This is a genomic window from Nocardia sp. CA-151230 (assembly GCF_050942175.1).
Classification (GTDB): domain Bacteria; phylum Actinomycetota; class Actinomycetes; order Mycobacteriales; family Mycobacteriaceae; genus Nocardia.
Window position 1 is genome coordinate 5,086,870 of the sequence record NZ_CP192061.1, and the last position, 20,955, is coordinate 5,107,824.

Genomic DNA, 20,955 nt, shown 5'->3' on the forward strand with positions numbered 1-20,955 from the left:
CCATCACAGCGGTGACGGAAGGCTAGCGGCGGCCGCGGAAGGTGCGGCGGAGGTCGTCGGTCCATTCGGACGGGACCTCCCAGGGGATGAAGTGGCCGCCGTGATCGTGGGCGGTCACATTCACGAGGTGGTACCACTGGCCGCGGTCGCTGTCGCGGTACTGCTGGGCGCGTTGGGCGGTGGTGACGCCGGGCGGGTTCTCGTGGGCGACGAAGGTGAGGCCGGTGGGGGCCTCGATCACGGGCCAGCGGTCGTGGGACGGGGTCCAGGGGTAGCGATTGTGGTTGGCGTAGAGACGCATCGAGCTGCCGATGCAGTTGGTGGCCCAGTAGATGGTCGCGTGGGTCAGCACCTCGTCCTTGCTGAACACGGATTCGAAGTCGCCGCCGCGGTGATCGCTCCAGCGCATCCAGCGCTCCAGGATCCAGGCCAGCATGCCCGCGGGTGAATCCGACAGGCCGTGCGCCAGGGTGGCGGGGGCGAGCATCTGGGCGACCAGATGGACCGCGAATCGCTTCTCCAGCTCGATGATTCGCGCGTGCACGTCGCCGGGCAGGCCTTCGGGAATCGGGCGGCCACCGGTTATGTCCCAGGCGCGTTCGCCATTGAACATGTCCAGGCGCTGTCCGGAGCCGATATGGATGCCGTAGAGGGCGTCCGCGTATTTGTGGCCGAGCTGGCCGGTGACCAGGGCGCCGACATCGCATCCGGCGGCGGCGTAGGTGCGATGGCCCAGCACATCGGTCATGAGGGTGTGCCAGAGGTCGGCGATCTTCCAGAAGTTCAGATCCGGGCGTGACGGGATCGGGGTGGAGAAGCCGAAACCGGGCAGCGAGGGGACGATGACCTCGAACGCGTCGGCGGGATCACCGCCGTGCGCCGCCGGATCGGCCAGCGGGTCGATCACTTTGGACCAGTGCCAGAAGGTCCAGGGCCAGCCGTGGGTGAGGATCAGCGGGATCGGGTTGTCACCGACGCCGGGTTTGCGCAGGAAGTGGATGGGGACGCCGTCCACTTCGACGCGGTAGTGCTCGTAGGCGTTCATGGCCTTTTCCTGTGCGCGCCAATCGAAGTCGGTACGCCAGTGATCGACCAGCTCGCGCAGGTAGGCGGTGGGCACTCCGTAGTGGCCGTCGGCATTGCCGTCGTCGGCGAACCAGCGGGTCCGGTCCAGGCGCTGCCGGAGGTCGTCGAGGATGTCGTCGGACACGTGAATCGGGGTCTGCTGCAACGGGAGCACGTATTCAATCTAGGGTCGGGGACATGCCAGATCCGACGGAGGTCACCGAGCCGGTGGAACAGACCGCGGTGATCGCGGTGCCCGACGAGGTGCGCGGCGAATTGCGCCGCGGGGTGCGCAGTGTGCTGGTGGACGCGGCGGCGCTGCGGCTGGTGCGCGATCGCTTCGACGAGGTGCAGGCCGGATCGCTGCGGCGGTATCTCGAAGCGTCGCAGTCGGCGAATACCTTGCGCGCGTACCGAACCGACTGGATCGCGTGGGCGGGGTGGTGTGCGGCGGAAGGGCGGCAGGCGCTACCGGCGGACGCCCTGGATGTGGCGGTGTATCTGGCCGCGGCGGCGGACGCGCGGCGGGAGAACGGCGAATGGGCCTTCAGCGCCGCCACTTTGGAGCGCAAGGCCGCGGCGCTGGCCGCCGTGCACGCCGCCAACGGATTGCCCTCCCCCACCCGCGCCGACGTGGTCCGGCTGACCCTGCGCGGTATCCGCCGCACCCGGCGCACCCGGCCCAAGCGGAAGCGGCCGGTGCTGCTGCACACCCTCGATCAGCTGCTGAACGAGTTGCCGGGCGCGCAGTGGCCCACCGAACCGGCCCGCCGCCGCGACACGCTGCTGTTGCTGGTCGGATTCGCAGGGGCGCTGCGCCGCAGTGAGATCGCCGCGCTGCGGGTCGCCGATGTCGCCGTCACGACCGACCACACCACCGGCGAGCCGCTGCTGCTGATCCAGTTGCCCGCCACCAAGACCGACGCGACCGGCGTCAACGAACAGCGCGTCGCCCTGCCCCGCGGTCAGCGCCCGCACACCTGCCCCGTCTGCGCCTTCGCCGACTGGACCCGCCTGCGCGAGGCCCACGCCGCCGCCGACCTGCGCGCCTGGCTCGACGCCACCCCGCCGCCCGACCCCCACATCCACCGCTGCCACGGCTTCACCGGCACCACCCTCACCGACCCGAATCTGCCGCTGTTCCCGACCATTTCACGCCACGGTGGCATTGCCGCGACCGCCATGTCCGGCCGCGCGGTCGCCGAACTCGTCAAGCGCTACGCCGCCCGCGCCGGCCTCGACCCCGCCCTGTTCTCCGGTCACTCCCTGCGCGCCGGCTTCGCCACCCAGGCCGCCCTCGGCGGCGCCAGCGACCGCGAGATCATGCGACAGGGCCGCTGGTCCAACCCCCGCACCGTGCACGGCTACATCCGCACCGCCAACCCACTGGAGGACAACGCCGTCACGAAACTGGGCTTGTAGCGCCATCGATCTCACCACTCCGGCTTTCCGGGAGCTGTTCATCCGGGGAGCCCGGGCCGACGGGCACAGCGTCGAGCCGCCGCCCGGCCTGGACGCACGCACGACCCCGCACCCGCTCGCGTCGTTCCTGCAGAAGATCCGGCTCGACGACACGCCCCGGGTCCATCGCAAGGACTACATCTACTTGGACGGCTGGTCCGGCACCCCATTCACAGAGGTCCACCAACGACTTTCGCGCGACCCCGGCTGGCGCGTACACACCCTGCCGACCGGACACAACGTCGCCGCCGAAGCCCCCGAAACTCTCGTGCAGATCCTGTTGGAGGACTGAGCGCAGGCCCACGAGTCACGCAGATTGTCCCGAAGTCGTGCCGGGCGGCCCGACCGGCGATCCTGTCGACGAAGCCCTGGAGACCGGCCCAGCGCACCGACGAGGCCGAATACTGCACGGTGGCAATACCGCTGCGTCACCGGTCTTTTCGACCGGTGGTCTACCTCTATTGTTCGGCCATCGCCGTGGCGGCCGCGATGCGCTGCTGCCGCTTGCCACCCTTGATGGCGGCGTAGGAGCCGGGTTTGCGGGCTTCGCGGGCGATGCCCCACACAGTGGATTTGCAGATCGCCTCCTTGACGGTGGCGGCAACGCGGCCGGCGAGGTAGGCCCGACGGGCGGTGTCGTCGAAGTGGGCCAGCTGCATGGTCGCGCGTTTGCGGCCCAGGCTGATGCACTGGCCGATGAACGCGATATCGATTGCGGCGGGCTCGGATTCGGCAAGGCGGCTCAGGATGGTTCCGGCAGCGTGGGCGCCGAGCGGGATGGCGGCCTGGCAGCTCATGCGCAGGGGCCGGCCGGAGGGGGCGGCGGCGTCACCGGCGGCCAGGATGCGGGGATCGTCGATGCTGGTGAGGGTTTCGTCGGTGAGCAGGCGCCCGGCGGTGTCGGTACTCAGGCCGCTGCGGGCAGCCAGGTCCGGGACGCCGAAACCGGCCGTCCACACCGTGATCGGGCTGGGCAGTTCGCGACCGTCGGCCAGCACGACGCTGTGCGAGTGAACGGTGGTGACCTTGGCATCCGGACCGTCGACGATGGTCACGCCGAGTGCGGTCAGTTGCCGGGCGACCGAGCGGCGGGCGGTCGTTGTCAGGTAGGGGCCGAGCAGGCCCCCGCATACCAGGGTGACCGGGCGGCCCTGCTCGGCGAGCTCGGCGGCGGTTTCGATGCCGGTGGGCCCGCCGCCGACCACGGTCACCGGCGTGGCCGCGTCCGCACCGGCCAGCGCATCGCGCAGCCGCTCGGCCTGCTCGAATTCCGCTATGTCGTAGGCGTATTCGGCTGCGCCCGGGACGGCCGGGGCCGCCCCGCGGCTGCCGACGGCGTAGATGAGGTAGTCGTAGGCCACGTTGCCTCCGCTCTTCAGCGCCACGCTGCGCCGCACCCCATCGATCACCGTCGCCTCATCGACGATCAGCCGGATCCCCGCGCCGAGCAGCGCGTCGTACTCGACCGCGGCGGAGCCGGAGCCGGCGGCCAGCTGGTGCAACCGAATCCGCTCCACGAACTGCGGCCGCGGGTTGATCACCGTGATCTCCACGCCCTCCCGGGTCCGCAGCCGGTTGGCCGCGATGATCCCCGCATATCCGCCGCCGACCACGACGACCCTGACGACCCGTTCCATGTCCGTTCTCCTTCACCGTTGGTGGTGTCGGACATGAAGACACCGTTCGAGCCGTGTGTGTGACATCGCGATGCGTGTCGGGTGACGCGGCTCACCGCGATGTCGACGTCACCGGGGCCGTCGCTTGCGGGCCGAGAGCGCCTCGGACCAGGTCAGGGCCGGCGGCCAGGACGGACCGTCGATGACCGGAATGTGCGGAGCGTGGCGGGTGACGGCCGCGGTCAGGCTCTCACGCGATACGCGCCAGCCCGTCATGCGGCGGTACACCCAGCGGATGGTGCCGTCGGCGCCGGGGATGAGGTCGCGGCGACCGGCGTCGCGCAGGAGCCGGGCCGACGACTCGGGTATCGGGCGGGCGGCCGGACCGCCTCGGGAGGGTTGGGCGGTGCCGGGGGCCCGCACGCCGATGCAGCGGTGGCTGAACCGATTTCGCGGTGTCGAGGTGGTTTCGGTGAACAGTTCGATCGCGCAGATTCGCGACCAGGGCACGGTCTGGGCAGGGCCGAACGCATCGGCAGCGAAGTAGACACCCGCACCGTGGACGGCGAAGACGACTCGGCCGTGCGACGCGCGGCGCCACCGCCACAGTCCCGTGCGTACGACATAGGCGTCCGGGCCGAAGTCGACAGGAACGGTCATCGCGCGTCAGTCGATGGAGCCGCCGCTGTGGTGACCCCCGCTGTCGGGATGGCCACCGCGCTCTGGCGGGATGCCGGAATGGGAAGTGGCGGAAGAGATTCCGAAGTCGTCGAATGAGCCGCGGCGCCGGCTGCGCGGCCGGGGTCACCATGCACCACAGCGGTGACCAGGGCGTAACCGAACAGCAGGGCGAAGAATCCGACCACGATCACGAAGAAAATCGTCACCGGCGCAGCGTGCGGCGCGACCCGGCCGGTGTCAATGCCGAAAACCCGGTCGACCGCGGACTGGACCCAACCGACAATTTTTCCTTCCTTGACAACTATTCTTGTCGGTGAGATTCTGGGTTGGTGCTCGACGTCGCCGTGATCGAAGAACCCGCCGCGGCCGAGGCTTCCCTGGACCCGATCCGGTCCCGGATCCTCGCCGCTCTCGCCGAGCCGGGCTCGGCCGCCATGCTCGCCGGTCGGCTCGGGCTACCGCGGCAGAAAGTGAACTACCACCTCAAGGAGCTGGAGCGGCACGGGCTGGTCGAGCTGGTCGAGGAACGACGCAAGGGCAATGTCACCGAGCGTGTATTCCGGGCCACGGCAGCCTCTTACGTGATCTCCCCCAGCGCGCTGGGCGCGATCAGTCCGGATCCGGCGCGCTCGCCCGACCAGTTGTCGGCGCGGTGGCTGGTGGCGCTGGGCTCGCGGCTGGTGCAGGAGGTCGGGGCGCTGCTGACCGGCGCGGCCCGGGCGCAGCGGCGGGTCGCGACCTTCGGGATCGACGCGCAGGTGCGGTTCGCCTCCGCGGCCGACCGGGCGGCGTTCGCCGAGGAGCTGGCACACGCGGTGACGACCCTGGTCAGCCGCTACCACGACGAGTCCGCACCGGGCGGGCGCGACCACCGGGTGGTCGTCGGTATGCACCAGATACCCACCGCGCGGAAAGACACCGAATCCGAAGCAGGACAGGAGAACTGACGATGGGGCAGCCGTTCGAGATCGAGCTGGAGGCGACCCTGCCCGCGAGCCCGGATCAGGTCTGGGAGGCGATCGCGACCGGGCCGGGAATCGACTCCTGGTTCATGGGGCGCAACGAGGTCGAGGCACGGGCGGGCGGGATCGCCGCCATGGATACCGGTGGCCGGCGGGAAGAGTCGGTGATCACCGCGTACGCGCCGGGCAAGCACTTCGCCACCCGCACCGGGACCGGCGAGGACGGCCGGTTCATGGCCTTCGAGTATCTACTCGAGGGGCGCGAGGGCAGCAGCACCGTCCTGCGGGTGGTTCACAGCGGCATGCTGGGTGACGACTGGCAGGACGAATACGACGCCCTGCGCCGCGGCTGGCCGTTCCACCTGAACACGCTGCGCGAGTACCTGTCGCACTTCCCGGGCCGGATCGCGGTCCCCGTGTTCGCCGTCGCCATGGGCGCTTCCGGGCAGGCGGTGCGGTCGGCGCTCACCCGGGCGCTGGCGCTGTCGGAGCCGGTGGCGGTGGGCGCGCGGGTGCGGGCCGAACCGGCGGGCCTTCCGGCGCTGGACGGTGAGGTGGTGTGGGCCGACGACGAACGTTTCGAGATCCGCACCGCCGACGGGCTCTACACCTTCCACCACGCCCCCACCGGACTCGCGCTGATGTTCCATCACCTCTTCGGTCCCGACACCGCCGGGGCCGAGGCCGCCTGGCAACAGTGGCTCACCAACCTGCTGAGCTGAACCAGCCCCCGCCGAACCCTTCGAACCAGCAACCGACACAACACATATCAAGGAGCAAGATCATGCGCACTCTCATCAGCACCGCCTTCGTTTCCCTCGATGGCGTCGTGGAGGGCCCGGGTGGCGAACCCGGCTACCGGAACTCCGGCTGGACCTTCAAGGACATCGAATTCGTTCCCGAGGCCTACGAGCTCAAGGGACGCGAGCAGGACGAAGCCACCGCGATGCTGATGGGCCGCGTCAGCTATGAGGCGTTCAGCCCGGTGTGGCCGGACATGGCGGATTTCGCCGGGTACAAGGGCATGCCGAAATACGTCGTCTCCACCACCCTCACCGATGCAGACCTGGTGACGAACTGGGGCGAGACCACCATCCTGCGCTCGGTCGACGAGGTGGCCGCCCTGAAGGACACCGACGGCGGCCCGATCATCATCCACGGCAGCGCCTCCCTCAACCGCGCCCTTTCCGACGCGGGCTTGATCGACCGCTACCACCTGCTGGTCTTCCCGGTCCTGCTCGGCGCCGGCAAGCGCCTGTTCTCCGAGTCCGACAAGGATGCCCAGAAGCTGAAGCTGGTCGAGTCCGCCACCTACTCCAACGGAATCCAGAAGAACATCTTCGACGTCGTCCGCTGAGGTATCCGGCCCGGATCCGGCAGTTCCCTGGAGGACTCGCCGGTTGGCCCGTGGCCTACACCGGCCCTCATTCCATCGTTGCTCGGACGTGGCGTCCAATTTCGCTGAAGATGCTGACTACGAGTCGAATTCGAGCCAGCGGGCGGACGGCTGTCCCACGGCGCCGGGATAGGGTGTGTGGGTGAGTGAGACACCCCGGTTGCCGGGTTTGGCTTTGGCTGATGCTGATTGGCTGGTTGCGGCTGCACTGCGGGTCGGGGCCGAGCATGAGTTTCCGCCACTTGCAGTAGCCGTTGTCGATGTCACCGGCTCGGTGATCGTGTTGCGGCGTGCCGATGGCGGGATGCCGATGACGAGCCGGATTGCGGTGGCGAAGGCGCGCACGGCGTTGCTGACACTGCGGGCGTCGGGGGGTATCGAATTGCCGGGAGCGATCACCGGCAGTATCCAGCATCTGTATGGCGGTGATTTCGTGCCGTATGCCGGCGGTGTTCTCGTGACCGAGAACGGGGTGATTCTGGGCGCGGCGGGCGCCTCGGGTGCGCATGCCAAGGAAGATGAGTTGGCTGTGCACACTGCCGTCGAGCAGTGGCACGACGACCGTTCTCACACCGCCTGACTGGGTGTCGGGCCCGACCGGCTATTTCCGGCGGATCTCGCGCAATCCGTTGCCGGGTGTCCACCATCGAATGACCAGTTCGTCGCCGTCGACCGTGGTGTGCACGGCTTCTCGGATATCGAGCCGGAACGAATTGCCGTCCCTCACCGGGATTTCGACGGCGACGCCCGAAACTTTGCCGTCGCCGCCGTCCATGGATCCGTCGCCAGGATTGGCGTGCAGGGCGCAGCGGCCGTCACGTTGCAGGTCGCGGACCTTCACGGCATCGGCCATCGATCCGAATTTCAGGTCCTTCTCGGTGAACTCGACCTCGGTGCCGCTGACCCGGGGCGCGCCGTCGTGGCGGATGGTCGCCAGCACGTGGTGTTCGGTCGCCTCGAACCTGGCCCGCACGGCGGCGGCCAGTTCGGGCGCGGCATGCTCGAACTCTCTCCAGGTGGCCATCGGTCCACCATGTCATATCGATCGGCCGGAACGGTGGCGACCACGCCAGCGCGCCCACAGGCAAACAACAGCAGCGTGGATTACTGTGGCCGCGTGGGCTTTACCGAATATGGTCCGGGCGACGTCGTGTACTTCCCGGAGGGGCCGTTCATCGGAATCTGCGGCGTCGTGCGCACCGTCGACAAGCACCGGGAAGAACTACGCATCGATTTCAGCGAGGGCCTGCTCCACCGGGAGGGCGGCGTCCTGAGCGAACGCCGCCACAGCTTCACCGTCCGTTTCGACGAGGTCGAACTCGTCTAGCCCGCGCCAATAGTCCACAGTGGGAGGGTCAGCCCGCCTCGGACGGCGCTAGCTCTTCAGGAACCTCAGGTAGACGGCTGCGAAGATCAGAACGATGCCGATGTTCACCATCAGGCGTTCCCAGAAATGGTTTCGGAAGAAGAGGATGTCCACGCCGACGACTACGACAATCAGCGCGAGGACGTAGGGAACGACTGTCGGCGCTCTTCCCATGTTGTAGTTGTACTACGCACTGCCGCTGTGGGGGTGGAGGCTGAGCTCCGGATCGGTGAATTCTCGAGTTCGGGTCGCGGCCAGCAGTTGCGGGCGGATGGCGGGCCATTCGGTGGCGAGGATGGAGTAGTACGCGGAGTCGCGGATGGTGGCGTCGGCGCCGGCGAAGTCGGCGCGGAGAATGCCGTCGAGGGTGGCGCCGAGGCGTTCGATGGCCTGGCGGGAGCGGGTGTTTCGGACGTCGGTGCGGAAGCGGACCCGGTGGACCTGCCAGTGGGTGAAGGCGTGGTCGAGCATCAGGAGTTTGGCTTCGCGGTTGGCGCCGGTGCGCTGGGCGGACTGCGCCAGCCAGGTGGAGCCGATCTCGACGGCGTCGGGGGTGTCGGGTCGCGCGGTGACGTGGGCGGGCCAGGGCCACTGTTCGAGGTGGAAGCTGCTGGTGCCGAGGACGTCACCGGAGCCCGCCCGGCGGATCACCAGCGGCAGTTGCCGATCGGCCGCGCGGGCAGCCAGCGCCTGGTCTACCCAGCGCCGCATGCCCGCACCGTCGACGGGGACATGGGCGTGGGTGTAGGACGTACGAGATTCGCAGGCCGCCGCTGTCAGCGCCGCGACATCGGCCACCGTCAGCTCGGTCAGTTCGACGATATCGCCCGACAGCATCAACACCACGCCCGCCCCTGCACGATTGCCCCACACGACTTTTCGCCGCTCGACCCAACCCTACGACCCCTGAATCCGTAGCTCTCGAGCGGCCCGGCGGCCGAATCCTTCGCCACGTGCACAGCCCGCTCCGGAGCGGCGGGACCGGTCAGGCGGGCGGGGTGCCGAGGATCGTCGTGGGTTCCTTCTCGTCGCGCGGATCGCGATCGGCGTCGTGGACCGCTTCCTTGCGGGCCACCAGACCGGATACGTCCGCCAGGGGGATGTGCGGAATCAGCAGGGCCACAACGAAAGCGATCGCCAGGCCGGGGAGCAGGTATGCGAATACCGGAACCAGCGCATGGGCGTAGGACCCGACGATGGCATCGCGCAGTGGCGCCGGAAGGTGGTTGACGACCGCCGGTGGCAGGGCCGCCGGGTTGACCCCGGTGGACAGCACCTCGCCGGGGTGCGCCCGGAAGGCGGCGTCGAGATTGCCGGTGAGGCGGTGGGTGAAGATCGAGCCGAAGATGGCGACGCCCAGCGCGCCGCCCATCTCACGGAAGTAGTTGTTCGCACTCGTCGCGGTCCCGACATCCGTTGCGGGAACCGCGTTCTGGACCAGCAGCACCAGCAGCTGCATGACCGTGCCGAGCCCCAGACCGATGACGAACAGCATCGCCGACACCACCCACGCCGGGGTGTGTGCGTCCAGGCGCGTCATCCAGATCATGCCGGCGGCGATGATGAGCACGCCCAGTGGCGGGTATACCCGGTAGCGGCCGGTGCGGGTCACCGCGCCCAGGGTGACGGATACGGTCAGGAACATGCCGATGGTCATGGGGATCGACAGCAGCCCGGACGCCGATGCCGAGACGCCCGTGGCCATTTGGAGAAACGTCGGCACGAACGCCACCGACGCGAACATGATCAGCCCCATGGTGAACCCCAGCAGCGATGTGGTCGCGAAGGTGCGGTTGCGGAACAGTCGCAGTGGCAGCATCGGTTCGGCGGCCCGCGATTCCACGCCGATGAATACCGAGATCACCACCGCCACGGTCACCATCATGGCGAGCATGGTCGGCGAGCCCCACCCGTAGCGCTTGCCGCCCCAGTCGCTGATCAGGATGAGCAGGGTGGTGCCGGCACTCATCAGCGCCGCCCCGAGCAAGTCCGGCCGCACGGTCGGCCGCTTGCTGGGCAAGGTCAGATATCGTGCGGCAATGATCAAGGCCGCCAACCCGATCGGCACATTGATCCAGAAGCACCATCGCCAGCCCAGGTGATCGGCGAACTCGCCCCCGAGGATGGGTCCGCCGACCGCGGTGAGCCCGTAGATCGCACCCATCGGCGCACCGTACTTGCCGAGTTCCCGAGCGGGCACCACATCGGCCATGGTGGCCTGGGCGAGAATCATCAGCCCGCCACCGCCCACGCCCTGCAGCGCCCGGAAGGCGACGAATTCCCAGAACCCGGTCGACACCGCCGCCCCGAACGAGGCCGCCGTGAACACGGTGATGGCGAACAGGAAGAGCCGACGCCGCCCGAACAGGTCGCCGAACTTGCCGTACAGCGGCATGACGAGGGTGGTGGCCAGCAGGTAGGCGGTGGTGGTCCAGGCCATGTGCGGGACGCCGCCGAGCTGACCGACGATGGTGGGCATGGCCGCGCCGGTGATCATCTGATCGAGGCTGGCGAGCAGCAGTCCTGCGGACAGGGCCGCGAAGATGAGCCAGATGCGCCGCCGTGTCATGACGAGGGGCGCGGAATCGGTGGTGGCGAGAGCCATTTCGTGAGTCCTCGGTGCTGAAGGGCGGTCACCAGCGCACGGGCAGCGCGGTCAGTCCGCCGGTGAAGACCTCGTCCCGCTCGGCGAGGGTGGCCGGGTCGACGGCGAGGGTCAGGGTGGGGAATCGGCGCACGAGTTGCCCGAAGGCGACCTGCAATTCGAGCCGGGCCAGCGGCGCGCCCAGGCAGTAGCGGGAGCCGTAGCCGAACAGGAAGTGCGCGGCCTCCTGCCGGGTGATGTCCACGCGCTCGGGATCGGTGAACAGCGCCCGGTCGTGATTGGCGGAGGCGATGCCCAGCAGCACCAGATCACCGGCCGCGATCTCCACGTCGGCGACCTCGAGCGCACTGCGCGCGTACCGGGGCAGGCTGCTGGCGTCGCAGGCACGCAGCAGCTCCTCGGCGGCCGAGGCCACCAGTTCGGGCCGTTCGTGCAGCAGCCGCCACTGGCCGGGATTCTCGAGCAGCATGCGCACCCCGACCCCGATCTGCACCGCCGAGGTCTCGTGCCCGGCGAACAGCAGAACCATGGCGTGCGTGGCGATTTCGGTGTCGTCGACGCCGTCGATCGCGCACAGCCGGGACACGACGTCGTCGCCGGGATCGCGCCGCTTCTCCCCGACCAGCTCGAGGCAGTAGGCGAACAGCTCGGCCACGCCCTGCTCGACCTTGGCGCGGTCGGTGACATTGCCGACCGCATCGACCCAGTCCCGGAATCGGTTCCGGTCGGTGTACGGCACCCCGAGCAGCTCGCAGATCACCAGCAGCGGCAGCGGCAGGGCGAGCGCGGCCTGCAGATCGGCGGGCGAGCCCTGATCGGCCATCGCGTCGAGCAGCTCCGCGGTGAGTTGCTCGACCCGCGGCCGCAGCTCGCGCATCCGCCTGGGCGAGAAATGCGGCTGCAGCAGGGTGCGCATGCGCGCGTGATCCTCGAGCTCGGTGTCGAAATTGCCGATCGGCCCGCCCGAGAAGGCCGACTCCCCCAGCCGCGCCGCGGTTTCCGGCGTGCGATGCGCGCGGCCCAGCCGCGGATCGGTGAACAGGTCGCGCACCAGCTCGTAACCGGTGGCCAGCCAGGCCGGATCGCCTGTGGGCGTGGTGACCCGGGTGACCCCGGATCCGACGACCCCGGTGACGGGGCAGATGGACGGAGGGAGCGGCATTGTCATGGCGGTGCTGTCCTCAGGAGAGTTCGATCAGAACGGTGTGGTGTTGAACGGTTTCCGCGCGGGGGTGAAGGCGCGGTCCAGGGCTTCGACGGCACCGGTGGTGATCTCCTCGACGCGGCCGGCGCGCGCGAGTTCGCCGAGGGTGTGGGCGCCGAAGTAGGCGGTGGTGAGTTCCAGCGGGCCGATGCGGACATCGGCCACCGCCTCCTCGACGGGCGACCAGCTGCCGCGACCACCCGCGATATCGAGCAGGTAGGCACCGGAACTGAGGCCCCATGGATCGGCGACCTCGACCACCCCGCGGAAGTCGCCGCGGAACTCCCGCGACGCGATCGCCTTGGGCAGGTCCAGGATCCACATCCACATGCCCGCGTCGATCCCGGTCACCGCGGCCGCGCGGGAGTCCTCGAGCAGCAGCGGGGTGGGATCGTCGAGCGCGGTGTCCATCCGGATCTCCGTGTACTCGCCCTGCCCGAGCAGGCACCGCAGCAGTTCCCGGTGCGCGGCCACGGTGAGCGCACAGAAGTCCTTGACCAGCACCGTGTTCCCGGCCAGGTCGTAGATCACGTAGCCGTCCGGGTGCACGATGATGAAGGACTGCGGGCCGATGGCACTCGCCCACCAGGATTCGCCGCGATCCAGCGCGCCCGGGGTGGCCTGCTGCCACAGCGCGTAGATCTGCCGCAGCTCCCCCACCGATTCCGCCAGCCCGACCTCCCGCACCGAGGCCGAATCCCTCTCGGAGACACGCATTTTCGCGCGACCACGGTCGATGCGCAGGTGCCGGGTGTGCGTCGTGACCCCGACATAGGCGTAGCTGCCGCCCGGGCCGGGCATGGCGGCCAGCACATCCGCTTCGGTCTCCATGGCGATGGTCATGAGCTCGGCCTGGACCTTCGCGTAGATGCCGCGCTTCTGGTGGGTGGTGGCGACCATGCCCTGCGCGCAGGCCGCTACCGACAACTGTGCGCCGCCGGGCACGGTCACCGTGGTGCGGATGATCGCGGCGGTCCCCACGATGCGCGGTCGCCGCGCGACCGAGACGTCCTCGACCACCGCGATGTCCTCGAGCCGGAACTGCCGCTTCCACGCTTCGAAGTCGTGGGTCTTCACCCCGCCGAACGCGCGGGCGTAGCGGCCGCGCAGCTCGTCCCAGTCCGATTCGACGGCCCGGCGGGTGATGATGCCGTCGATGATGCGGCTCTCCCAGTCCGCCATGAGTTCCGATGTCATGCCATGCCTTTCGGGTCGGGGGCGGGGTGCGCGGGCAGGTCGGCGGCGTGGGCGCGCACCTTGTCGAGCGCGGTCAGGATGTCGTCGACGTCGCCGCGCCGGCCCAGCAGCACGCTGTGGTGCAGCAGCAGGGTGTGGTCGCGGTAGTGGTCGGCTCCGGGGAAGGGGCGACCGGCGGCGCGTTCGAGGGCGTCGGCCCACCAGCGCGCGAAACGGGGTTTGGTGTGCGGGCGCAGCAGGGCGCTGCGGTGCAGGGGCACGCGCGGCGGGTAGACCCTGGTGCCCAGTTCGGCGGTGAGGGCCGCGGCCACCTGGTCGACGGTGGCGTCACCGAAAGCGCCGGGCTCGAAACGGATTCCGTATTCGTAGACCGCCCTCCGATCCACCGGCGCGGGCACCGGAATGGGTGCCAGGCCGGGGATTCCGGGCAGGCCCGCTTCCAACTCCTTGGCGCGCGTCTCGCGCATCGTGTGCTGGTCGTCCAGGCGCGGCAGCTGGTCGAGCAGCAGCGCCGCGGTCAGTTCGGACATGCAATAGTTCGCGCCCATGATCGTGCCGTCCTCGACGAGCTCGTACTCCCCGGGTGCGGGGACGGCGTCGGTGTATCCACGGGAGTCGGCACGCAGCATGAGCATTCGCCGGTAGAGCTCGTGGCTGCCGGTGATCGCGGCCCCGGCCTCCCCGGCGGCGAGGGATTTGGCGGCCCCGAGGCTGAAGACTCCGATCTGGCCGAAGGTGCCGACCGCGCGTCCGGCCCATCGGGTGCCGTGGGCCTGCGAGCAGTCCTCGATCAGCGCCGGCCCGGCGGCGTCGGTGACCGCGGTGATCCGGTCGAGTTCGGCTGCGGTACAGGCCAGGTGCACCACGATGACCGCTCTGGTGCGCGGTGAGATCGCGGCGCCGAGCTGGTCGGCGGTGAGGCAGCCGGTGGCGGGATCGACGTCGACGAGCACCGGGACCGCGCCCACCCGCAGCACCGCGGTGGCCGGGGCGACCCAGGTCATGGCGGGCACGATCACCTCGTCGCCGGGGCCGATGCCGAGCGCTTCGAGCGCGATGACCAGGGCGCTCGAGCCGTGGTCGACGCTGACCCCGTAGTCCGCGCCGTTGTAGCGGGCGAATGCCTCCCCGAACATCCGCTCCCGGGACTTGCCGCCGTTCGGGCTGTGCCAGGTGACCGACCAGCGCGACGAGTGCAGTGCCGCCAGCAGTTCCGCGGCAGTGCGATTGTCGTACTGGGGCCAGCGTGGCCACGGACGCGCCGAGCGCACCGGTGGGCCGCCGTGTATCGCGAGCATGGCGGGCCTACCCGACCACGACCGGCGCGGACGCCGACGGCTGGGCGATCACGTCGAGGGCGGCGCGGATCTCGCGCACCGCCACCGGCACCAGCGGCAGGTCGCCGGTGCACTCCGGACGGCCGAGGGCGCGCAGCAGCACGAACGGCACCGCATCGGGCCGAGGCGGCAGATAGCCCTTCTTGTTGTCGTCGGCGACCACCGCGAGCACATCGTCGATGCGCACCGAATCCGGCAGCGCGGGTTCCACCCCCAGACCGGTGACGATCTCGTAGTGGACGCTCATCTCGTCGTCGGACAGCCACCCGCGCGCGTGCGAGATGTGCGCGGCCACCAGCATTCCCAGCGCAATCGCGGCGCCGTGCGGCAGACCCGCCGCACCGCGCATCCGATGATCGCAGATCTCGATGGCGTGGCCGACGGTGTGACCGTATTCGAGGACCAGCCCCGCGCCGCGCTCGTACGTGTCGTCGCGGGTGACCGCGGATTTCGCGGCGATGCTGGCGTCCAGCAGCCACAGCAGTGAATCCGGTGCGGTCATATTCCCGATGACCTCCCGTAACCCGGTCAATGCGGACGGGTCGATCGCGAGGCAGTTCTTCGCCATTTCGCACAGGCCCGAACGCAATTCACGCTCCGGCAGGGTGGTGAAGAACTCGACATCGGTGAACACCGCCTCCGGCGCGTAATAGGTGCCCAGATGGTTCTTGCCCACACCGCTGTTGATGGCCTGCTTGAGCGAGAGCACCGAATCCATCGCCGCGATGGTCGTGGTCGGCACGTGCACCAGTCGCACGCCCCGGAACAGCAGATTCGCCATCAGCCCCGCCAGATTGCCGGGCACGCCACCACCGAAGGACACCACCACCGACCGGCGCGTGATGCCCGCGCGCAAAGCGGTTTCCAGGTGGCTCGACAGGCAGGTCAGCGTTTTCATCGACTCGCCGGCGGGATGCGAAAGGATCAGGGACGGAATCGATCCGGCCAGCCGGTCGATATCACGGCGGTAGCGGGACAGCACCTCGTCATCGGTGACGAATACCAGCCGGTCCGCGCCCAGGGCGGCGATGGCCGCACCGATCTCGGTGATGCAGTCGCGGCCGAAATAATAGGGAAACGATTGTTCCCCGATCACTATCGGGCGCGACCGCAGCCCCGATTCGTCGCCCGACAATGAATTACTGGCCATTTCCGGTGCCACTCCTCGCTATTCGCCGATACCCCCATCGACTCCCCGGCCGGCGCCGCTGCCGTCCCTCGCACGGCCAATATCGAATGCGGGCTCCCCGCTTGGCAACCGCTCGGATACCCCAGTCATGAGCAGGCGAATTCGCGAGCACCACTGTGCGAAACAAGTTTCCGCACCGCGACCACCGGCGGTGGTACCGCCGCATCCGGGCACCCCGGCTCGTCGTTCCACCGCACCCGGCGGTGGGCGGGCACCTAGGGTGGAGGCACGCTGATCTGTTCGAGGGGATGCCGTTGGCCGACAACGAATTCGGGCTGCCGACCGCCGAGGGGCTGCGCGCGCCCACGCTGGCCGAGTTCGTGCGCGAGCGGCGCGCACGGGCCACCGGCGGTCATCCGGCGGGCCTGACCCGGAAGCAGCTGGCCGAGGCCACCCACGCCAGCCTGGGCTATATCGCCAAGATCGAACAGGGTGAGGCGCTCAATCCCGGCCCGGCAATTCTGGATTCGCTGGCGGCGGTGCTGGAGCTGGATGTGGCCGAGCGCATCCACCTCTACCATCTGGCCCAGCAGCGCCCGGCCGCTTCGTCCGCGCGGGCGCTGCGCGGCGGGGATCCGACGGTGGGCGCGGTGCGGGCCATTCTGGACGCGCTGCTGCCGCATCTGGCGGCGGCCCTCGACGACGGCTGGCATGTGGTGGCGTGCAACAGCGCCTTCGACGCGGCGCTGCCGGGATTGTCGCGGCACGGCCACGTGCTGCGGTGGATGTTCACCGACCCGCGGGCACGCCAGGTGGTCGAGGAGTGGGAGCGCGAGGCCCGGCTGATGGTCGGGCGTTTCCGCGCCTACGCCGCCGGGTCCCGCGACCGCGACGAAATCGAGCAGCTGCTACGGGAACTGGGCGAGCAGCCCGACTTCCGGCGGCTGTGGACCACGGGACACGTGCACATCGGCCGCCACGACCCCACCTTCACGCTGCGCGATCCGCGCACCGCCACCGTTTTCGACGTGCGGGTGCAGCGCTATCGCGGGACCGCGCCGGGTCCGGCGCACCAGTTGTTCCTCGGACTGGTCGAGACCTGATCAGGACGGCAGGGCGGCGAGGAAATCCCGCAGCAGCGCGTCGACCTCGCCGGGGTGGGTGAGGTTCGGTGTCATGGCGGCCCCGGCGATGGTGTGCACCGGGGCCGGACTGCCCAGCGCCGCAGCCAGCTCCGCGACCTCCTCGGCGCTGGTGGCCTGATCGGCCAGCCCGCGGATCACCAGTGCCGGACAGTCGATGTCACCGAGCAGCTCGTGCACCGAGTCACGGTTGACCAGGCATTCGCCCGCCAACCGCATCCGATTGCGCGGTGCGGTGGCCCATTTCGCCCGCCACGGCTCCTGATCGGCGGCGGTGCCCCCGATCATGAGCGAGCACACCATTCTGATGGTGGGCCCCGGGGTCGCGCTGCTCGCCCACATGTCGAGCACTTCGCGGTACCCGGCACGCCGCTGCGGCGTCATGGCCTCCGCGCTCGAGCCGACCACGATCAGCCCCGCCACCCGCGGCCGCGCCAGCAGCGCCATGCGCACGGCCGTGAACCCGCCGTGCGCGACCCCGCCCACCACGACGCGCTCGAGGCCCAGCTCGTCCACCACCGCCCAGGCGTCACGGGCGAGATCCCAGTAGCTGAACGGGGTCTCGTCGTCCACGCTGGCCCCGTGCCCGCGCGAGTCGATGGCGATGATCCGATAGTCGGGCGCGAGCGCATCCATCTGCGGGGCGAACATCTCCTGGTCCATGAACAGGCTGTGCCCGAACACCACCGCCGGCCCCGGCCCGCCGGTATCGGTGTAGTGGATCTTGACCGATCCGCGGCTCGCAAACGGCATTCCGAAACTCTTTCGCTTCACCCGGCAGGAAGCGCTCACCGTAGCGCAGATTCCAGCTCGGATGGATGTCGTTGCGAGATGCGTCACGCGGGCGGCCCGGCCGGGCCCTTCACCACGAATGATGTTCTGCCCGTGGAAAATACGGCTAGACGCGCGGCTCCAACAGGTACTCGACCAGAGTGATGAGCGAGTGCAGGCACGGATTCCGGTCCCGGGCGTCGAGCCGCATCAGCGGCGTGCCCTGGTCGAGGTCGAGCGCATCGCGGACCTCGTCGAGCGGATGCTTGGGCGCGCCGTCGAAGTCGTTGACGGCCACCGCGAACGGCACACCGCGCTCCTCGAGGATGGACAGCGATTCGTCGGCCTTCTCCAGCCGGCGAGTATCGACCAGCACCAGCGCGCCCAGCGCACCGACGGCCAGGTCCTCCCAGATGGGCACGAACCGGCGCTGACCGGGCGTGCCGAACAGGTACAGCGCCAGACGCGGATTCAGGGTGATGCGGCCGAAGTCCATGGCCACCGTGGTGGTGGTCTTGCCCGGCAGCCCGGCCATATCGTCGACGCCGACGCTGGCCTCGGTGATCGTCTCCTCGGTGCGCAGCGGCCGGATCTCCGACACGCTGCCCACGAACGTGGTCTTCCCGACGCCGAAGTTACCCGCCACCAGCAACTTTACGGTGCGGGTGACGGTCTGCGGCACATAGTCGACGACGCGCTCATGCGGAGAGAGCGCGGAGTCCATCGAGTACCTCCTCCAAGAGGGCTTTGCCCGGCAGCGCTTCCACCGGGGTCGGGACGGCCAGATGACCGCTGTCCAGCAGATCCGCCACCAGGATCTTCACGACCGAGGGTGGCAGGTCCAGATAGGCCGCCAACTCGGCCAGCGTCAGCACGCCGCGGCGGGCGAGCTGGATGATGCGGCGGGCGTCGGACGACGCGCCGGGGGCCGGATCGGCCACCGCGACAACCAGACTGACCAGATCCAGCACCCGCGTGGGGCGCGATCGGCCGCCGGTGCGCACATACGCCCGGACCAGATCGGGGTCGCGCCGCGGCCGGCTCATGAGCGCGGCAGATCCGCCCTGGTCCGCGACATACTGCCGAGCTCACGCCCGACCCGCAGAGCCAGTTCGTTCATCCGGTGGGCGACCAGGCTGACATCCACGTCCTGGGTGGTCGAAACACCCAGGAGCGCACCGGCTCCGGCGGCGGTGATGAAGATCATGCCGTCGGCGTACTCGGTCATGTTCTGGCGCACCGCATTGTCGGAGGTGCCGCCGCAGAACTCGGCGAGTGCCTTGCCCAGGGCCCGCAGGCCGGAGGCGGCCGCGGCGAAACGCTCGGCGTCGTCGATGCTCACGCCCCCGGTGTGCGCGATGCGCAGGCCGTCCTCCGATAGCAGAACGGCGAACCGGACCCCCGGCGCTTCGAGATCGTCGAGCAACCAGGCCAGCCGGTTGGTGTCACTGACGGCGGTCGCGGGCGTACCGGTCACGATGTCATCCCTTCGGAGTGCTCGAACGCGGCCGCTCGACCGCGCTGGGAGCCGCTGTGCCAGGCAGCGGCGATATCGGGTCGCGCGGATGTCGAATCCACGACGACCGGGCGCACGGGTGCCGCCACCGACACCGACGCCGAGCGACGGCGCCGCTTGGGCAGGCCGCCGGAAGTGAGTTCCTGAGGCACCGAATCCATGGCCACCACCGTGGGTTCCGGGTCGGGTGCCGGAATCCGGGCTGGCGCCGGCACGGGGGTCGGGGCGGCAACGGCCACGGGTGTCGGCGCGGGCGCGGCCAGCAGGGTCTCCGGAATGAAGACCATGGCGCGCATGCCGCCGTACATGTTGGGGCCGTCGATGTAGACGGAGAAGCCGTAGCGGCGCGCGAGTGCGGCCACGCCGGGGAAGCCGACGCGCGGGGTCGGGCCCAGCGCGTGGATGTCGACGAGCTGGTCGCCCGCGAGGACGCGCCGGGTCTCCTCGAGCTGCTCGGGGTTCATCCGCACACCGGCGTCGTCGATGATCACCGTGATGCCGTGGTGACCCTCCTGGAAACCGATGTCCACGTACGAGGTCGGCGGCGAGTAGCGCAGCGCGTTGTCGAGCAGGGTCGCGACGGTGTGCACCAGCGGTTCCACCGCGCGGCTCACGACCGGGCGGTCCAGCTCGGTGGCGCGCACCCGGGTGTAGTCGCGGACCCGCCCGGTGGCGCCGCCCACCACGTCGGTGAGGGTCTGCTGCGGCCAGCGACGGCCGGGCAGACCACCACAGACGATCACATAGGACTGCGCCTGGCGGATCATCTGCTGTACGGAATGGTCGATGCGGGTGAGCGTTTCGAAGGTCTCGTCATTGCGGTGCTGACGCAGCGCGGCGCTGAGCACCTGGCTGACGTCCGCGCCCAGGCTCACCACCGAGGCGCCGAAGGCGCGCACCGCGGCCGAGGTGGCCTCGCGGGCGGAGCCCTCCACCTGGGCGCGGGCGGTGTCGGCGGCCTCGGCGACGGCGCTGCGCGAGGCCTCCCCGGCCTGCGCGACGGCGACGCGGGCGGCCTCCTCGGCCTGGGCGATGGCCAGCTGGGCCACCTCCTCGGCCTGGGACACCGCGGTCTCACGCTCGGATTCGGCCTGCGCGACCGCGAGCTGCGCTTCGGTCTCGGCTTCGCGCCGGACGCGGTCGCGGGTTTCCGCGGCCACGTTCTGCAGCTCCTCGCCGCAGCGGGCGGTCCACTGCCACACCAGCTCCGCGATACGCGACTGCTCGAGCACGATCGGCAGATCCACGGTGGGGTTGTCGGGGTCCGAGCGTCGGACGGCGGCACCGATGGCGGGCACGACGTTCTCGGTCAGGTTCACGATCATGTCCTCGACCGCGACGTCGCGGTTGGCCTGCTCCGCACGCAGGGCGGCAACCCGCCCGCGTTCGGCGCGCATGGCACGCCACAGAAACAGCAGCCCGACCACGGCGAATATGAGCGCGGCAGCGAGAACCCAGGAAAGCAGCACGGCGTTGTCTTGATTCATCAATTCTCTTGTCGTCCGGC

At 69.6% G+C, this 20,955-nt stretch carries 24 protein-coding genes; 8 read left to right on the plus strand and 16 right to left on the minus strand.

Annotated elements, in window-relative coordinates; genetic code table 11:
* Positions 1-22: 22 nt before the first annotated feature.
* Entirely contained in the window at positions 23-1,240 is a 1,218-nt protein-coding gene (locus ACQP1O_RS24160; protein WP_433560758.1) for an epoxide hydrolase family protein, read from the minus strand.
* Between the two features lie 23 nt (positions 1,241-1,263).
* Here ACQP1O_RS24160 and ACQP1O_RS24165 point away from each other — a divergent pair, with 23 nt between their 5' ends.
* On the plus strand, positions 1,264-2,487 hold the full coding sequence (locus tag ACQP1O_RS24165) for a site-specific integrase (protein ID WP_433560759.1): 1,224 nt from the start codon (positions 1,264-1,266) through the stop codon (positions 2,485-2,487).
* Between the two features lie 497 nt (positions 2,488-2,984).
* Here the strand turns inward: ACQP1O_RS24165 and ACQP1O_RS24170 are convergent, their stop codons facing one another.
* Positions 2,985-4,163 (minus strand): NAD(P)/FAD-dependent oxidoreductase, encoded by a 1,179-nt coding sequence (locus tag ACQP1O_RS24170; protein ID WP_433560760.1) that lies wholly within the window; start codon positions 4,161-4,163, stop codon positions 2,985-2,987.
* A gap of 108 nt (positions 4,164-4,271) precedes the next feature.
* Positions 4,272-4,802, minus strand: coding sequence for a hypothetical protein (locus tag ACQP1O_RS24175; RefSeq protein ID WP_433560761.1), 531 nt, complete (start codon positions 4,800-4,802; stop codon positions 4,272-4,274).
* Positions 4,803-4,915: 113 nt separating this feature from the next.
* Here ACQP1O_RS24175 and ACQP1O_RS24180 point away from each other — a divergent pair, with 113 nt between their 5' ends.
* The 5 genes from ACQP1O_RS24180 (at position 4,916) to ACQP1O_RS24200 (ending at position 7,761) form a co-directional block, all read left to right on the plus strand.
* A complete protein-coding gene (locus tag ACQP1O_RS24180; protein ID WP_433560762.1) occupies positions 4,916-5,140 on the plus strand; it encodes a hypothetical protein in 225 nt (74 codons plus the stop codon).
* A gap of 12 nt (positions 5,141-5,152) precedes the next feature.
* Positions 5,153-5,770: an ArsR/SmtB family transcription factor gene (locus ACQP1O_RS24185; protein ID WP_433560763.1), complete on the plus strand. Its 618-nt coding sequence runs from the start codon at positions 5,153-5,155 to the stop codon at positions 5,768-5,770.
* Between the two features lie 2 nt (positions 5,771-5,772).
* The gene (locus ACQP1O_RS24190) at positions 5,773-6,507 is read left to right on the plus strand and encodes an SRPBCC family protein (RefSeq protein WP_433560764.1); all 735 of its coding nucleotides are present in this window, start codon (positions 5,773-5,775) and stop codon (positions 6,505-6,507) included.
* A 62-nt stretch (positions 6,508-6,569) separates the two neighbouring features.
* Entirely contained in the window at positions 6,570-7,142 is a 573-nt protein-coding gene (locus ACQP1O_RS24195; protein ID WP_433560765.1) for a dihydrofolate reductase family protein, read from the plus strand.
* A gap of 181 nt (positions 7,143-7,323) precedes the next feature.
* Entirely contained in the window at positions 7,324-7,761 is a 438-nt protein-coding gene (locus tag ACQP1O_RS24200; RefSeq protein WP_433560766.1) for a GlcG/HbpS family heme-binding protein, read from the plus strand.
* Positions 7,762-7,782: 21 nt separating this feature from the next.
* Here the strand turns inward: ACQP1O_RS24200 and ACQP1O_RS24205 are convergent, their stop codons facing one another.
* A complete protein-coding gene (locus ACQP1O_RS24205) occupies positions 7,783-8,205 on the minus strand; it encodes a pyridoxamine 5'-phosphate oxidase family protein (protein ID WP_433560767.1) in 423 nt (140 codons plus the stop codon).
* 93 nt (positions 8,206-8,298) lie between these two features.
* Between ACQP1O_RS24205 and ACQP1O_RS24210 the strand changes: the two genes are divergently transcribed.
* Complete coding sequence (locus tag ACQP1O_RS24210) at positions 8,299-8,508, plus strand: hypothetical protein (RefSeq protein ID WP_433560768.1); 210 nt, start codon at positions 8,299-8,301, stop codon at positions 8,506-8,508.
* Between the two features lie 48 nt (positions 8,509-8,556).
* Here the strand turns inward: ACQP1O_RS24210 and ACQP1O_RS24215 are convergent, their stop codons facing one another.
* The 7 genes from ACQP1O_RS24215 to ACQP1O_RS24245 form a co-directional block, all read right to left on the minus strand.
* Positions 8,557-8,721 carry a hypothetical protein gene (locus ACQP1O_RS24215; RefSeq protein ID WP_433560769.1) on the minus strand — a complete coding sequence of 55 codons (165 nt, stop codon included), beginning with the start codon at positions 8,719-8,721 and terminating at the stop codon, positions 8,557-8,559.
* Between the two features lie 12 nt (positions 8,722-8,733).
* Entirely contained in the window at positions 8,734-9,384 is a 651-nt protein-coding gene (locus ACQP1O_RS24220) for a GNAT family N-acetyltransferase (protein ID WP_433567770.1), read from the minus strand.
* Between the two features lie 148 nt (positions 9,385-9,532).
* Positions 9,533-11,152 (minus strand): MDR family MFS transporter, encoded by a 1,620-nt coding sequence (locus ACQP1O_RS24225; protein ID WP_433560770.1) that lies wholly within the window; start codon positions 11,150-11,152, stop codon positions 9,533-9,535.
* Between the two features lie 28 nt (positions 11,153-11,180).
* Positions 11,181-12,320: a cytochrome P450 gene (locus ACQP1O_RS24230; RefSeq protein WP_433560771.1), complete on the minus strand. Its 1,140-nt coding sequence runs from the start codon at positions 12,318-12,320 to the stop codon at positions 11,181-11,183.
* Between the two features lie 27 nt (positions 12,321-12,347).
* Positions 12,348-13,553 carry a GNAT family N-acetyltransferase gene (locus ACQP1O_RS24235; RefSeq protein WP_433560772.1) on the minus strand — a complete coding sequence of 402 codons (1,206 nt, stop codon included), beginning with the start codon at positions 13,551-13,553 and terminating at the stop codon, positions 12,348-12,350.
* Positions 13,550-14,851: a DegT/DnrJ/EryC1/StrS family aminotransferase gene (locus tag ACQP1O_RS24240; protein WP_433560773.1), complete on the minus strand. Its 1,302-nt coding sequence runs from the start codon at positions 14,849-14,851 to the stop codon at positions 13,550-13,552. The genes ACQP1O_RS24235 and ACQP1O_RS24240 overlap by 4 nt, the downstream gene beginning before the upstream one ends.
* 7 nt (positions 14,852-14,858) lie before the next feature.
* On the minus strand, positions 14,859-16,040 hold the full coding sequence (locus ACQP1O_RS24245) for a 2-deoxy-scyllo-inosose synthase (RefSeq protein WP_433560774.1): 1,182 nt from the start codon (positions 16,038-16,040) through the stop codon (positions 14,859-14,861).
* A 293-nt stretch (positions 16,041-16,333) separates the two neighbouring features.
* Between ACQP1O_RS24245 and ACQP1O_RS24250 the strand changes: the two genes are divergently transcribed.
* A complete protein-coding gene (locus tag ACQP1O_RS24250; RefSeq protein WP_433560775.1) occupies positions 16,334-17,122 on the plus strand; it encodes a helix-turn-helix domain-containing protein in 789 nt (262 codons plus the stop codon).
* Here ACQP1O_RS24250 and ACQP1O_RS24255 read toward each other — a convergent pair whose 3' ends face one another.
* The 5 genes from ACQP1O_RS24255 to ACQP1O_RS24275 form a co-directional block, all read right to left on the minus strand.
* Entirely contained in the window at positions 17,123-17,914 is a 792-nt protein-coding gene (locus ACQP1O_RS24255) for an alpha/beta fold hydrolase (RefSeq protein ID WP_433560776.1), read from the minus strand.
* Positions 17,915-18,059: 145 nt separating this feature from the next.
* Positions 18,060-18,656 (minus strand): GTP-binding protein, encoded by a 597-nt coding sequence (locus ACQP1O_RS24260; protein ID WP_433560777.1) that lies wholly within the window; start codon positions 18,654-18,656, stop codon positions 18,060-18,062.
* A complete protein-coding gene (locus ACQP1O_RS24265) occupies positions 18,631-18,978 on the minus strand; it encodes a DUF742 domain-containing protein (protein WP_433560778.1) in 348 nt (115 codons plus the stop codon). Before ACQP1O_RS24265 ends, ACQP1O_RS24260 begins: the two co-directional genes overlap by 26 nt.
* Positions 18,975-19,409 carry a roadblock/LC7 domain-containing protein gene (locus tag ACQP1O_RS24270; RefSeq protein ID WP_354832976.1) on the minus strand — a complete coding sequence of 145 codons (435 nt, stop codon included), beginning with the start codon at positions 19,407-19,409 and terminating at the stop codon, positions 18,975-18,977. Before ACQP1O_RS24270 ends, ACQP1O_RS24265 begins: the two co-directional genes overlap by 4 nt.
* Positions 19,406-20,935: an ATP-binding protein gene (locus ACQP1O_RS24275; RefSeq protein WP_433560779.1), complete on the minus strand. Its 1,530-nt coding sequence runs from the start codon at positions 20,933-20,935 to the stop codon at positions 19,406-19,408. The genes ACQP1O_RS24270 and ACQP1O_RS24275 overlap by 4 nt, the downstream gene beginning before the upstream one ends.
* Positions 20,936-20,955 lie beyond the last annotated feature (20 nt).

What these genes read in the sequence shown, in the direction of transcription:
- ACQP1O_RS24165 (WP_433560759.1), top strand. Translation starts at nt 1,264, where the DNA reads ATGCCAGATCCGACGGAGGTCACCGAGCCGGTGGAACAGACCGCGGTG.
- ACQP1O_RS24170 (WP_433560760.1), bottom strand. Translation starts at nt 4,163, where the DNA reads ATGGAACGGGTCGTCAGGGTCGTCGTGGTCGGCGGCGGATATGCGGGG.
- ACQP1O_RS24175 (WP_433560761.1), bottom strand. Translation starts at nt 4,802, where the DNA reads ATGACCGTTCCTGTCGACTTCGGCCCGGACGCCTATGTCGTACGCACG.
- ACQP1O_RS24180 (WP_433560762.1), top strand. Translation starts at nt 4,916, where the DNA reads ATGAGCCGCGGCGCCGGCTGCGCGGCCGGGGTCACCATGCACCACAGC.
- ACQP1O_RS24190 (WP_433560764.1), top strand. Translation starts at nt 5,773, where the DNA reads ATGGGGCAGCCGTTCGAGATCGAGCTGGAGGCGACCCTGCCCGCGAGC.
- ACQP1O_RS24195 (WP_433560765.1), top strand. Translation starts at nt 6,570, where the DNA reads ATGCGCACTCTCATCAGCACCGCCTTCGTTTCCCTCGATGGCGTCGTG.
- ACQP1O_RS24205 (WP_433560767.1), bottom strand. Translation starts at nt 8,205, where the DNA reads ATGGCCACCTGGAGAGAGTTCGAGCATGCCGCGCCCGAACTGGCCGCC.
- ACQP1O_RS24215 (WP_433560769.1), bottom strand. Translation starts at nt 8,721, where the DNA reads ATGGGAAGAGCGCCGACAGTCGTTCCCTACGTCCTCGCGCTGATTGTC.
- ACQP1O_RS24220 (WP_433567770.1), bottom strand. Translation starts at nt 9,384, where the DNA reads ATGCTGTCGGGCGATATCGTCGAACTGACCGAGCTGACGGTGGCCGAT.
- ACQP1O_RS24225 (WP_433560770.1), bottom strand. Translation starts at nt 11,152, where the DNA reads ATGGCTCTCGCCACCACCGATTCCGCGCCCCTCGTCATGACACGGCGG.
- ACQP1O_RS24230 (WP_433560771.1), bottom strand. Translation starts at nt 12,320, where the DNA reads ATGACAATGCCGCTCCCTCCGTCCATCTGCCCCGTCACCGGGGTCGTC.
- ACQP1O_RS24235 (WP_433560772.1), bottom strand. Translation starts at nt 13,553, where the DNA reads ATGACATCGGAACTCATGGCGGACTGGGAGAGCCGCATCATCGACGGC.
- ACQP1O_RS24240 (WP_433560773.1), bottom strand. Translation starts at nt 14,851, where the DNA reads ATGCTCGCGATACACGGCGGCCCACCGGTGCGCTCGGCGCGTCCGTGG.
- ACQP1O_RS24245 (WP_433560774.1), bottom strand. Translation starts at nt 16,040, where the DNA reads ATGGCCAGTAATTCATTGTCGGGCGACGAATCGGGGCTGCGGTCGCGC.
- ACQP1O_RS24255 (WP_433560776.1), bottom strand. Translation starts at nt 17,914, where the DNA reads ATGCCGTTTGCGAGCCGCGGATCGGTCAAGATCCACTACACCGATACC.
- ACQP1O_RS24260 (WP_433560777.1), bottom strand. Translation starts at nt 18,656, where the DNA reads ATGGACTCCGCGCTCTCTCCGCATGAGCGCGTCGTCGACTATGTGCCG.
- ACQP1O_RS24265 (WP_433560778.1), bottom strand. Translation starts at nt 18,978, where the DNA reads ATGAGCCGGCCGCGGCGCGACCCCGATCTGGTCCGGGCGTATGTGCGC.
- ACQP1O_RS24275 (WP_433560779.1), bottom strand. Translation starts at nt 20,935, where the DNA reads ATGAATCAAGACAACGCCGTGCTGCTTTCCTGGGTTCTCGCTGCCGCG.